This window comes from Flavobacterium selenitireducens (assembly GCF_014748335.1).
In the GTDB taxonomy this organism is placed as follows: domain Bacteria; phylum Bacteroidota; class Bacteroidia; order Flavobacteriales; family Flavobacteriaceae; genus Flavobacterium; species Flavobacterium selenitireducens.
On sequence record NZ_JAAVIY010000006.1, the window covers coordinates 158810 to 172193 of the forward strand.

General features: G+C 50.1%; 11 protein-coding genes. 9 read left to right on the forward strand and 2 right to left on the reverse strand.

The window, feature by feature from the left end; translation table 11 throughout:
* Positions 1-71: 71 nt before the first annotated feature.
* Complete coding sequence (locus HC229_RS11005) at positions 72-1244, forward strand: proline dehydrogenase family protein (RefSeq protein WP_191020539.1); 1173 nt, start codon at positions 72-74, stop codon at positions 1242-1244.
* A 34-nt stretch (positions 1245-1278) separates the two neighbouring features.
* On the opposite strand, the gene xth is transcribed toward HC229_RS11005, so the two are convergent.
* On the reverse strand, positions 1279-2067 hold the full coding sequence (xth, locus tag HC229_RS11010; protein WP_191020540.1) for an exodeoxyribonuclease III: 789 nt from the start codon (positions 2065-2067) through the stop codon (positions 1279-1281).
* A 256-nt stretch (positions 2068-2323) separates the two neighbouring features.
* Here xth and HC229_RS11015 point away from each other — a divergent pair, with 256 nt between their 5' ends.
* The 6 genes from HC229_RS11015 to HC229_RS11040 all read left to right on the forward strand — a co-directional run bounded on the left by HC229_RS11015 (position 2324) and on the right by HC229_RS11040 (position 10698).
* Positions 2324-3565, forward strand: a complete 1242-nt coding sequence (locus tag HC229_RS11015; protein ID WP_191020541.1) for a hybrid sensor histidine kinase/response regulator — start codon at positions 2324-2326, stop codon at positions 3563-3565.
* Complete coding sequence (locus HC229_RS11020) at positions 3566-7117, forward strand: response regulator (RefSeq protein WP_191020542.1); 3552 nt, start codon at positions 3566-3568, stop codon at positions 7115-7117.
* Between the two features lies 1 nt (position 7118).
* Positions 7119-7487 (forward strand): response regulator, encoded by a 369-nt coding sequence (locus HC229_RS11025; protein ID WP_191020543.1) that lies wholly within the window; start codon positions 7119-7121, stop codon positions 7485-7487.
* Positions 7484-8293 (forward strand): CheR family methyltransferase, encoded by an 810-nt coding sequence (locus HC229_RS11030; protein ID WP_191020544.1) that lies wholly within the window; start codon positions 7484-7486, stop codon positions 8291-8293. Before HC229_RS11025 ends, HC229_RS11030 begins: the two co-directional genes overlap by 4 nt.
* Complete coding sequence (locus HC229_RS11035) at positions 8275-8844, forward strand: chemotaxis protein CheB (RefSeq protein ID WP_191020545.1); 570 nt, start codon at positions 8275-8277, stop codon at positions 8842-8844. The genes HC229_RS11030 and HC229_RS11035 overlap by 19 nt, the downstream gene beginning before the upstream one ends.
* Positions 8845-9183: 339 nt before the next feature.
* Entirely contained in the window at positions 9184-10698 is a 1515-nt protein-coding gene (locus tag HC229_RS11040) for an aminotransferase class V-fold PLP-dependent enzyme (protein ID WP_408610269.1), read from the forward strand.
* Positions 10699-10878: 180 nt separating this feature from the next.
* Here the strand turns inward: HC229_RS11040 and HC229_RS11045 are convergent, their stop codons facing one another.
* A complete protein-coding gene (locus tag HC229_RS11045; protein ID WP_191020546.1) occupies positions 10879-11760 on the reverse strand; it encodes a lysophospholipid acyltransferase family protein in 882 nt (293 codons plus the stop codon).
* 101 nt (positions 11761-11861) lie between these two features.
* Between HC229_RS11045 and HC229_RS11050 the strand changes: the two genes are divergently transcribed.
* Together HC229_RS11050 and HC229_RS11055 are read left to right on the forward strand one after the other, a co-directional pair.
* Positions 11862-12509 (forward strand): rhomboid family intramembrane serine protease, encoded by a 648-nt coding sequence (locus tag HC229_RS11050; protein ID WP_191020547.1) that lies wholly within the window; start codon positions 11862-11864, stop codon positions 12507-12509.
* A gap of 41 nt (positions 12510-12550) precedes the next feature.
* On the forward strand, positions 12551-13246 hold the full coding sequence (locus tag HC229_RS11055; RefSeq protein ID WP_191020548.1) for an SIMPL domain-containing protein: 696 nt from the start codon (positions 12551-12553) through the stop codon (positions 13244-13246).
* Positions 13247-13384: the final 138 nt, after the last annotated feature.

The window sequence follows — 13384 nt, forward strand, 5'->3', positions numbered from 1 at the left end:
GTCTAGTTTCGCTCCAGACGTTCGACATTCTCATTTTTCGTGTTTATATTTGCACGATCTTCAAAAATCCTATGGAAAAGATATTCGACAACACACAAACTGCCTTTGCGCTCAAAAGCGATACGGAACTCGATCGCGCTTACTTCCTGTTCAAACTTATCGACAATGAACCGCTGGTCAGGATCGGTACGGCCGTGACGAATTTCGCGATCAAGGCACATCTTCCCGTCGAAGGCCTGATCCGTGCGACCGTTTTCGATCACTTTTGCGGAGGCGTGAACGAGCAGGATTGCCTGCCGGTCGTGGACAAAATGTACAGCAAAGGAGGCGTTTCGTCCGTGTTGGATTATTCAGTTGAAGGAAAAGAAGAAGAGAGCCAATTCGATGCGGCGCTCAAAATGACGCTCAAAACCATTGAATTTGCCGAAGAAAAACAGGCCATCCCATTCGCCGTGTTCAAACCGACAGGCTTCGGACGCCTCGACCTTTACGAAAAAATAGGAGCGAAGCAGGAACTGACGCCCCAGGAAAAAGCCGAGTGGAATCGCGTGCTGGAACGATTTGACATTGTCTGTAAGGCGGCACACGACAAAGATGTTGCTTTGCTGATCGATGCCGAAGAAAGCTGGATGCAGGACGCGGCCGATGATGTCGTCGAAGATATGATGCGCAAATACAATAAGCAAAAGGTGATCGTCTACAACACCTTGCAACTTTATCGACACGATAGGTTGCCGTATCTGCAACGGCTGCACGAGCGCGCAAAAGCCGACGGGTTTTACATCGGGATGAAGCTTGTGCGCGGCGCCTATATGGAAAAAGAGCACAAACGGGCCGAGGAAAAAGGCTATCCGACTCCGATCTGTTCCACCAAAGAAGCGACCGACCTGAACTACGACGCCGGCGTGGCTTATATGGTCGACCACATCGATTCCATGGCCGTTTTCGCCGGGACACATAACGAAGACAGTTCCTACAAACTGATGCAATTGATGCAGGACCGCGGGATTGACAAAAATGACGGGCGCGTTTGGTTCGGACAGTTGTACGGAATGAGCGACAATATCAGTTATAATCTCGCCGCGGAAGGCTACAACGTGGCCAAATACCTTCCGTTCGGGCCGGTGCGCGACGTGATGCCGTACCTGATCAGGCGGGCCGAAGAAAATACTTCCGTGGCCGGACAGACGAGCCGCGAACTCACGTTGATCAAAAGAGAGCGCGACCGGAGAAAAGGGAAATAATCGGAATTACTTCCAAACGATTGGCGGACGTAGCTTATTTATCTTTGATTTTATGATCAAGCTCGATCCAGACCGGTGCGTGGTCGCTTGATTTTTCCCAACCGCGGACGTGTTTGTCTACCTGGGCGTCTTTGAGTTTGTCGACAAGTTCTTCGCTGAGCAGGAAATGATCGATTCGAAGCCCGGCATTGCGTCCGTAAGCATCGCGAAAATAATCCCAAAACGTATAAATGACGTCCTCCGGATACAAATGCCGTATGGCGTCCGTCCAGCCTTGGGAAAGGAGTTTGTGGAATGCCTCCCGCGTTTCCGGGCGAAACAGCGCGTCTTTTACCCATCGCTCAGGTTTGTAAACATCCAGTTCGGTCGGCATGACGTTAAAGTCGCCCAAAAGGATAACGGGCGTCTTAAAATCCAGCAATACCTTCGCGCGCTTTGCCAGTCGGTCGAACCATTTGAGCTTGTAGTCGAATTTTGGTCCAGGTGACGGATTCCCGTTTGGCAGATAAAGACAACAAATCAAAATGCCGCCAACCAACGCTTCGAGATAACGGCTCTGTACGTCTTCGGGATCTCCGGGCAGAGCGCGTCCCACTTCTTTGATTTCGAGTCCGCGCGTGAGGATCGCCACGCCGTTCCAGCTTTTCTGCCCGTGCCAGATTGCGTTGTAACCGGCGGCTAGTATCGCCTCCTCGGGGAATTTTTCCTGGGGCGCTTTTAGTTCCTGAAGACACACGATATCTGGCTTTGCCTCGTCGAGCCATCTCAAAAGGACTGGCAAACGGCCGTTGACGCCGTTCACATTATAAGTTGCAATTTTCATCGGATCGATTTTGATTAAAGTTACACCTTTCAATTGAGAAAAAATGTTGGATGTGGCGCCAAAGCCAAAATCAGAAAACTGCAAACTGACAATTATCGAAAAAACATGTAAATCGTGTAACAAACCATCCGATTTTAATAACAAAATTTGTGGATTCGGGCTCCCCGCAACCAAACAACAAACACAAATTGCCAGTTTTTATGCCTAAATTTCCAATTGCTGCCGTGTATCCGATCAGCCAAATACCCATGGTTTTATGATCCTGATCGTAGACGACAAGAAGGAAAACATACTTCCGTTAAAAAAAATCCTTGAGGTTCACGGGCTCGGGTCGGATTCGGCTGAGTCCGGAGAAGAAGCCCTCCTGAAAATACTCAAACGCGATTATTCGCTGATCATAATGGACGTACAAATGCCGGGAATGGACGGTTTCGAGGTAGTTGAAACGCTGTCGGGAAGCAGTCGGACCAAAGATATTCCGGTGATTTTCCTCTCGGCGATCAACAAAGAGAAAAAGTACATCGCAAAAGGGTACGAATCCGGGGCTGTCGACTATATCACAAAGCCTGTCGATCCGGATTTACTCATCCTGAAAGTCAAGACCTTCCTTAAACTATACGAGCAACACAAGGAACTCAAAGACATGCGCGATTTGCTTTCCAAAGAGATCGAGATCCGGAAAGAAACCCAGCAAGAGCTGATGCTCGCCAACGAAAACCTCGAATACAAAGTTGCCGAGCGCACCCTCGAACTCACCAAAAACAACGAAGTGCTGGAATTGCGCAACCACGAACTCCAGCAGTTTGCCTGGGTGGTTTCCCACGATTTGAAAGAGCCGTTGCGCAAGATCGAAACGTTTGTGAAATTGCTGCGCGACCGCTATCTGGTTCCCGAGGAAAAGGCAGTCGATTATGCCAACCGTACCGTCGGATCGGCCTCGAGGATGACGAACCTGATCAACGACCTGCTCGATTATTCGCGCCTGTCGGCCTCCGTGTTGCCAGAAGAAGTCTACCTCGACGATGTCGTCAATGAGGTTCTCGCCGATCTGGAGCATCAGATAAGTGCCAAAAAAGCGGTTATACATGCCAGCAACCTGCCCAAGATCGAAGGAATTCCAGGGCAGCTTCGGCAACTTTTCCAAAATATAATAGGGAATGCGCTCAAATTCTCCAACGAAGGCGTCGCGCCCCTGATAAAGGTAGACTGTGAACGGGTGTCCGACAAGGATTTTGAGGCGGCCTTATCGGATGACGGCGCTTATTGGCGCATTACCATCAGCGACAACGGCATCGGCTTCGATGAAATGTACCTCGATCGGATTTTCGTGATTTTCCAAAGCTTACACGATCGCCAGAGTTTCGAAGGAACCGGGATCGGACTTGCCATCGCAAAAAAAATTGTCGAGCGCCACAATGGCCTGATCACCGCCAAAAGCGTACCCGGCCAAGGCGCTACTTTTATGATTGTTTTACCCGCTATACCAAACATCCGATAAATGAATACTACCTTTAAAAGAAACCTCATTGTTAGTTTTGGCGTTTCGATTTTGCTGCTGCTTGTGAGCTCCGGTGCGGCTTACCTGAGTATCCGAAGCTTGTTGGGCAGCACGGAACTCGTCGACCACACCAATGAGGTGATCTACAACCTGAACCGCGGCCAGCAAGTGATCGTGGACGCCCAGACATCCATGAGAGGTTTTATCATTACGGGCAAGGACGATTATCTCGCCGACTACAACGGAGCCGAGGTCAGGGCCGATGCCTACTTCAACAAACTCAAGGAACTTACCAGCGACAATCCCGTACAACAAAACAATCTGCGCGAACTCGTGCCGTTGCGACTAAAATTTTTCCTGTATTTGAGGGCGAGGGTCGAGGAAAAGAAACGAGGCGAATTCGTTACCTCCGAACTGGGAGCCGGCAAGGATATCATGAATGAGATGCGCAAGATCATAAGGCGCATGGAGAGCCAAGAAACCCAGTTGCTCGACGCGCGTACGCAGGAATCGACACGCTATTCGAATTACAGTGTGATGCTGATCGTGGGCGCCGCTTTGATTTCGATAGCGCTCAGCATATTGTTCTTTGCCAGGATCCTCAACGATTACAACGAACGCAGCCGACTCAACAGGGAATTGCTCGAAAAGGAAGCCGAAATTGCCGAACGCATCCGCATTATCAGCGGGATCGCGGTTCAGATCACACAGGGCAATTTCAAGGTTCGGGTCAAGGATTCGACTTCAGATTCCTTGGGAAGCGTTGGCGAGTCGCTCAACAATATGGCCATGGAACTCGACCGTTCGTTCCAATCCTTATCGGACAAAGAATGGCTGCAAACCGGAGTAGCCGGACTTTCGGACGTGATGATAGGCGATAAGCCGCTCCGGCAACTGGCCAAGGACGTCATTACCTATGTTGCGGAATACACCTCGAGCCAGGCCGCGGTCCTTTACGTGCAGGATGGCGACGAGCTGTCGGCGGTTTCCGGTTTCAGCTACGTCCCGAACGCCAAGCGCGAAAAAATCCAGATCGGGCAAGGTTTGGTAGGGCAGGCGGTAGAGTCTGACAAATTGCTCGAGATCAAGACGGATGCCGTCGAAAACATTGCGATCTCCTACGCTTTGGGAGAAATGAAACCCAAGCACATCGTGGCGGTCCCGCTTAGGGAAACCAATGTGGAAGGCGCATTGGAACTCGCCACTTCCAATCATTTCACGCCTTTGCAGATCGAATTTCTCGATACGGTTTCAGACAATATTGCCGTGGCGCTCAAATCGGCCCAAAACCGGGCGAAAGTCCAGGAGCTCCTCGAGGAAACCCAGGCTCAGGCCGAAGAACTCAAAGCCCAGCACACCGAACTCGAAAGCATGAATGCCGAACTCGAAGCACAGACCGAGAAACTGCAGGCATCGGAAGAAGAACTCAAAGTGCAGCAGGAAGAACTGCAGCAAACCAATGAAGAACTGGCCGAACGCAGCGTGTTGCTCGAAGAGCGGAACACTGAAATCCAGAAGAAATCGGAAGATCTCGAGCGCACGACGCGTTACAAATCGGAATTTTTGGCCAATATGTCACACGAGTTGCGCACGCCGTTGAACTCAATTTTGCTGCTGAGCCGATTGTTGTCTGAAAACAACGACCGGAACATGAACGACGAACAGGTTGAATTCTCGAGGGTCATCAACAGCTCCGGAAATGGCTTGTTGGGCCTTATCGATGAGATCCTGGATTTGTCCAAGATCGAGGCGGGCAAAATGGATCTCGAATTCGCCGAAGTCTCCGTACAGGAGATCACAGGTTCGATGAACAGCCTGTTTTCCGAAGTGGCAAAAGAAAAAGGCATTGCGTTCCATCTCGAAGTAAAGGAAGCTCCCGTGGTCATCCGGACCGATAAAATGCGTCTGGAACAAATCCTTAAAAACCTGATTTCAAACGCGATAAAATTTACCGAGAAAGGTTCGGTCACGCTCGGGATCGTGAAAACGACGGACAAAAAGGTGGTATTTTCTGTAAAAGATACCGGAATCGGCATACCGCGCGAAAAGCAAATGCTGATTTTCGAAGCCTTCCAGCAAGCTGACGGTTCCACAAAGCGAAAGTACGGCGGAACGGGCCTCGGCCTGTCCATCAGCCGGGAACTCGCCAAACTGCTCAGAGGCGAACTCAAATTGGAAAGTAAACCCGGAGCGGGAAGCGAGTTCACGCTTACTATCCCATTGGCGGCCTCATCTGCTGCCATTACGTCATTTTCTGACAATATCGAGACGGAAACTGCCGAGGTTGTCGAGGAAAATCCAACCCAGAAATCCGTGGAATACCTGAGCGATTCTATTCCGGACGATATTCCGGACGACCGCGATTCGATCGAGCAAGGGGAGAAATCGATCCTGATCGTAGAAGATGACACGAATTTCGCCATGTCGCTGCTCGAATTTACCCGCAAACGTGGCTATAAAGGGATTGTGGCCGTTCGCGGCGACCATGCCCTGAACCTGGCCCTGGCGTATAAACCGGTTGGCGTGTTGCTCGACATACAGCTTCCGATAAAAAGCGGATGGGAAGTCATGGAAGAACTCAAGGCAAATGGCCAAACCCGACACATTCCCGTGCATATCATGTCGTCCCATAAATTGCGGCAGGAGAGCCTGCTCAAGGGCGCGATCAACTTTTTGGACAAACCGGTCGCTTATGAACAGATTCCGGATGTCTTCCGACGCATCGAACAAATCGTGAACCGCGATTCCCAAAAGGTGCTCATTATCGAGGACAATCCGAAGCATGCCAAGGCCCTGGCGTATTTCCTGGAAACGCACAATATCAATTCCGAGGTCAAAAGCGATATTTCCGAAAGCGTAAGTGCGTTGGAAAAGTCGGATGTGCATTGCGTAATCCTCGACATGGGTATTCCAGACAAACAATCGTATGAAATCCTCGAAAACATCAAGAAAAACAAAGGGTTTGAGAATTTGCCGGTCATCGTTTTCACCGGAAAGAGCCTTTCGCTGAAGGAAGAGGTCAAGATCAAGCATTACGCCGATTCCATCATTGTCAAGACGGCGCATTCCTACCAACGTATGCTCGATGAGGTTTCCCTTTTCCTGCATCTGATGGAGGAACAGAAAAAATCAGGATCGAAAGCCCCGAAGGCCAATATGCTCAACAATGTGCTCAGCGGCAAATCGGTGCTTGTCGTAGACGATGACGTGCGCAACATCTACTCCCTGACAAAGGCGCTGGAAACGGTAAACATGAAAGTCATCACGGCAATCGATGGCAAGGAGGCGCTGAAGGCACTCGAGGCCCATCCCGAGACCGACGTGGTGCTGCTCGACATGATGATGCCCAACATGGACGGATATGAAACGGCAACGCGCATACGCGAAAACAAGAAATTCAGGAACCTTCCTGTGATTGCCGTCACCGCCAAGGCCATGACAGGGGATCGCGAAAAATGCATCAACGCCGGGGCATCCGATTACATCACCAAGCCGGTCGATGTCGATCAATTGATGTCGCTGCTTCGCGTTTGGCTTTACGAAAAGAATTGATATGGAAGCAAAAAAAATACTGATTGTCGACGACGACAGCCGCAATATTTTCGCACTTTCGGCGGTCTTACGATCACGCGGTTTCGATTGTCCCTCATGCGCAAGTGCCTCTGACGCTATCGCGTTGCTCAAGACAGACGCTCCCGTCGATCTTTTACTGCTCGACATGATGATGCCGGACCTCGATGGTTACGAGGCCATTCCGCTGATCAGGGCCATTGCGCATCGCTCCGGTTTGCCGATTATCGCCGTTACGGCACAGGCGATGCTGGGCGATCGCGAAAAATGCCTAAACGCCGGTGCGGACGATTACATATCGAAGCCTGTGGACGTGGATAAACTTTTTGACGTCATTTCACGCCGGGTATGATTGAAGATCGCGAAATAGACTGGCTCATCAACGAGGTGCACGAATACTACGGCTACGATTTCAGCGGTTATTCGCGCGCGTCTTTCCGGCGTCGGGTGGATCGCCTGATGGAAGTGGACGGCTTCAAGGAATTTGGGGCGTTTCTTTCGAAGATCAGGTCGGAACCCGATTATTTCCGACGCATGGTCGAAGAAATTACCGTGAACGTGACTGAGATGTTCCGCGACCCGGCATTCTACAAAACATTGCGCACCAAAATCCTCCCCGAATTAGGGACAAAACCGTTTGTGAGGATTTGGCACGCCGGATGTTCGACGGGAGAAGAAGTCTACTCTATGGCCATTTTGCTCGAAGAATCGAAGTTGCTGCACAAATCGCTGCTCTACGCCACAGACATCAACCCTCAGGTACTTGAGACGGCCAGGAAAGGCATTTTCCCTTTGCGGATGATGAAGGATTATTCCGAAAACTATGTCGCCTCGGGCGGTCACCAGGATTTTTCAGGTTATTACACGGCCAATTACGGCTACGCCAAGTTCAGCGAAAGGTTCAGCAAAAAAATGGTGTTTTCCCAGCACAATCTCGTCTCCGACCGCTCGTTCAACGAGTTTGATCTCATATTGTGCCGCAACGTGCTGATCTACTTTGACAAGGAGCTCCAGGACCACGCCCTGCAACTCTTCGACGACAGTCTTTCCCTTCTCGGTCACCTGGCGTTGGGTACCAAGGAAAGCATTAAATTTTCCGGCATCCAAAAGAAATACCAACAGCTCGACAAAGAAAAAATATGGAAAAAGGTCAAGTGAAGAAGCTCGTGCTCATCGGCGGATCGGCCGGAAGCATTGAAGTGCTGATGGCCGTTTTGCCGAGGCTGCCCATTGGTATGGATTTTCCGATCGTCGTAGTGTTGCATCGCAAAAGCTCCGATGACAATACCCTTGAAGAGCTTTTTGCGATGAAAACCCATGTTCCTGTAAGGGAAATTGAAGACAAAACGCGAATCGAGAACGGCTCGCTTTATGTCGTGCCTGCCGATTATCACCTGCTTTTTGAATCAAATGGCACGGTGTCGCTTGACGTGTCCGAAAAAGTGCATTATTCCCGGCCTAGCATCGACGTTGTTTTCGAGTCGGCTGCCGCGACATACAAAGAAGGTGTCGTGGCCATCCTGCTTTCCGGTTCCAATGCGGACGGGGCGCTTGGCTGTGTTCGCGTCCAGGAAAATGGAGGAACGGTTGTGGTACAGAATCCGGCGGAAGCGGAAATGCCGTTTATGCCCAACAGTGCGATCCAACTTCTGAAACCAGATTTCATCGCTTCTACGGATGATATCGCGTCACTGATCGGGCGCATCTGAGTTGTATTCCAATCTAATTCTCAACAAATCCCGATTATTGCGGGCATTGCCATGCTTTGCCGACTGATGTTTTCAACCAAGTCGAGCGCGGCGGCAATCCCCGGCCCCACCCGTGGTAAAGCTAACGATATTCCCAACCCGACACTTACAGAAAAACTACCGGAATTGTTAACGCCAAACCACCCGCCAATACGATCATCCAAATAGTCGATTTACTGGACTCACTTAATCAACCGCACAAACACACAATTCCAAAATCCAAAAAAAAATATAACGATTTCGCTTTTGCTGATTGCGTCCTGAACCGCTACCTTTGCGCCACATTGTAATCCGCACGCAATGAGACACGACAAACTTTACGCTATGATCGCTCAAACCGACCTCGGGACATCCTTAGAACAGTATTTCAGCAAGTTTCGCGAGAATATCATCGGGATTTCGCAGGATTTCGAATCACCGTTCGGAAGGAAAAAGATAATCTACACCGACTGGACCGCCAGCGGCAGGTTGTACCGTCCGATAGAGGAAATGCTCATGAACCAGTTTGGTCCGTTCGTGGCCAATACCCATACCGAAACCACGGTTTCCGGAACGGCGATGACCATGGCGTATCACGAGGCGCGACATATCATAAAAAAGCACGTCAACGCAGGCCCGGATGATATTTTGATCACGGATGGCAGCGGAATGACCGGCGTCGTCAATAAATTCCAACGTATTCTCGGGCTAAAGCTGCCGGAAAATTTGCGGCCGTACACGAACATCCCGCCTGAAAAACGACCGTTGGTTTTCGTTTCCCACATGGAGCATCACTCCAACCAGACGTCCTGGCTCGAAACCATAGCCGAAGTCGTCGTGGTGCCCGCTTGCCCGAAAGGCCTGTTCTGTCTCGATACGTTCGCAAAACTGCTGGACCAATACAAGGAGCGCGCTTTCAAGATCGCATCGGTAACTTCGTGCTCGAACGTTACGGGAATCAAGACGCCTTATTATGAAATCGCAAGACTGATGCATCGCAACAACGGGCTTTGCTTTGTTGATTTTGCATGTTCGGGGCCTTATGTAGACATCGACATGCATCCCGAAGACGAGGAATGCCAACTCGACGCCATCTTTTTCTCGCCTCACAAATTCCTTGGCGGACCGGGAACCTCGGGCGTTTTGCTGTTCAACAAAAAGCTGTACAAAAACATGGTTCCCGATCATCCGGGAGGTGGAACCGTCAGCTGGACCAATCCGTGGGGCGAGCACAAATACATCGACAATATCGAAGAAAGGGAAGACGGTGGAACGCCGGGATTTCTCCAAACCATAAAAACCGCGCTTGCCATAAGGCTTAAAGAAGAAATGGGTGTGGAGAACATTCTCGAACGGGAACATGAAATCGTCGAATATGTGTTTGCTGAACTCGAAAACACTCCGAATCTCAACCTGTTGGCGGGCCAGCACAAGGATAGGCTCGGCGTGATCTCTTTCTATATCGACGGATTGCACTTCAACCTCGGCGTCAAATTGCTCAACGACCGGTTCGGGATACAGACGAGAGGCGGATGCAGTTGCGCCGGAACCTACGGACATTATCTGTTGCACGTCGACAAAGACCAATCGAATTACCTTACCGACAGGATTTCGTGCGGGGAATTGCATGAAAAGCCGGGATGGATACGCATGTCGATACATCCGACGACGACGAACGAAGAGATTGCATTCGTTTGCAAAAGCATCCGCGAACTTGCGCAGCATCACAAGGAATGGGAAGCGGACTATACGTACAACTCCAAATCAAACGAATTCGTTCACCGAAACGCCCAGAATTTCGAAGCGGAATTGGTCAGCAAATGGTTTTCGCTTTAGAATCGTGATTTGATCAACGCGAACTTAAAGGCGCAACCTTAACGCAAAATCCGCCAGGAGAGGAACATCTTCATTGATTGTCATTCGCATCGACGTCAACGAATTTTCAGATGAAGCTCAAATCCGGAAAACAAAAACGGATGTTATAGCGTTTTGGGCGCCGCTGTTAGTATCGACACGCTATTTAAAGTTTTCCCGCCTGTGTTTCCAGCGCTTGTGCGTCCACAGGTAAAGTTCCGGCGCTTTGCGGATTTGCTTTTCAAGCCGGTTCATAAAGTCTTCCGAAATCTGGAAATTGGGTACATCCCTTGGATTTTCAGCCAACACCTCATACGTGCATTCGTAATAGCCGCGTTTTACCGATTCGACCCTGAGGTTCATGGCGATCATGTCGTAGCGTTTGGCCAACAATTCGGCCCCGATATGGACAGGTGTCTCGATTCCCATGAACGTCGTCCAATGCTGGATGCTCGATGCTTTCGGCGATTGGTCGGATACCAGTCCGTAAACAGTGGAAATCCCCGCGGCCCGGTTGTGTATGATCGTCGGGACGGTTTCCTTCGTCGTGATCAGATGCGCCTTGAAGCGGCTCCTTATCTTGCGCACCAACTTGTCGAAATGCACGTTGCGGATGCGTTTGTAAACCGCGAATCCAGGATTGTCCGTGTGATAATTTACCGAGATGATCCATTCATACGTGCCGTAATGCGAGGCGTACATCATGATGCTTTTTCCTTTGGCCTGCATTTCGAGGAACAATTCGGGATTGGTAAACCTGAAATGCTTTTCCATTTCGGCGTGCGACATCGACATCGTCTTGATCATCTCGAGGAACATGTCGCACAAATGATGGTAAAACTTAATCTCAATCGCCTTTCTTTCCTTGTCGGATAAGTTCGGAAACGCCATTTTGAGGTTGCGCCTGACCGTTTTTTTGCGATAGCCCGCAATTCGGTATACGAGGAAGTAAACGCCGTCCGAGAGTGCGAACAGCAATCGGAATGGAAGTATCGAAATGAGGAGCAACGCCGGATAAACCAGCCAAAACAGCAATAACTGCATCCGAATGAATTTGTGCAAATATACGTTTAATGCACACAAGCGTCAATTGCGATAGGCAAAACCCTACAAGATTCGTATTTTTGGGGCGCTAATTCTTATCTATGGATAATCTCCTGCTGGCCATCATCGGCATCACGGCGCTCATCAGCTACAAAGGTTTCAACGATTTGTATTTTTTCCGAAAGTACGATTTCCATATCGGGAGTATCCGCTCCGGCGAGCACATCCGCATGATCTCGTCCGGATTCCTGCACGCGGACTGGGCTCACCTTATTTTCAACATGCTCACGCTCTATTTTTTCGGCCCGGTCGTGATCGATTTCCTTGGCGGATTTTCGTTTATCCTGGTCTATCTCGTAAGCCTCGTAGCGGGCAGCTTGCTTACGCTGGTCATGCACAAGGACGATTATTCCTACCGCGCCATCGGAGCCTCGGGAGCGGTCACGGGCGTGCTTTTCGCGGCGATTTTGCTCAATTCGAATATGAGCGTCGGCATGCTTTTTATCCCGAAGCAATACGGCATTCCGGGCTGGCTTTTCGGCATTTTGTATCTGCTGTATTCGATTTACGGCATGCGTGCAAAATCAGATAATATTGGGCACACCGCACATTTTGGAGGCGCAATCGGCGGTTACGCCATCACCTTGATGTACAGGCCTGATATCTTTGCTTCGGACACGTTCACCGTCGTGGCACTGGCCGTTCCCATCGTCATACTGTTCATCATGGAACGCACGGGCCGCCTCTAATGGCACAATAATTGAAAACGCAACGACAAACAATAACCATTATGAAAAAGATTCTATTTTTCGCGGCAGCATTGGCTTCAATGACCGCATCAGCCCAAATCCAGGTCGTCGACCAAAAGCCCCAAATCAGCGTTTCCGGAGAAGGAAAAGTAAAAGCAGTTCCAGATCAGGCCAAAATCTCGATCGCGATCGAAAACCGCGGTTCCAACGCCAACGACATCAAAAAACAAAACGACGTTGTCACAGAGAAAGTCGTCGCTTTCCTCAAGAAATTCAATCTTCCTAAAGGCGACGTGCAAACCCAGAAAGTGTCGCTGACGCCACAATACGACTACGACAAGAAAAAGTACAGCCACATCGCCAACCAAACCATCGTGATCTCGCTTAAAAATCTCGATAAGTACGACGAATTGATGTCAGGCCTTGTCGAGACAGGCATCACGAGAGTGAATTACATCAATTTCGAATCGTCCAAAGAAGAGCAATACAAGTCCGAAGCGCGCAAACTCGCCATGCAGGACGCCAAACGAAAAGCCGACGACTACGTTTCGGCCCTCGGCGGCCAAAAAGTTTCAAAGGCGCTGAACATTAACGACAATACCCAGATCGTGTATCCGCAAGCCGAACGGTTCATGGCCATGAAAGCCGATATGGCGGCGGGCGGCGCACCTGAAACCCTGATCCTGGGCGAGATCGAAATTACCGCCAATGTCAGCGTAAGTTTTTTGCTCGATTAAGCCAGCGTCATATAAATTCAAGAATCCCGGTTTGCAGCCGGGATTTTTTTATGGCGTTGCGCCAGATCGGCTCCTGATGACGTTCGGCTTCGGTGACGGCGCCGGGCTTTCCGCTCCAATCTTTTGGGCGTTGCTGCC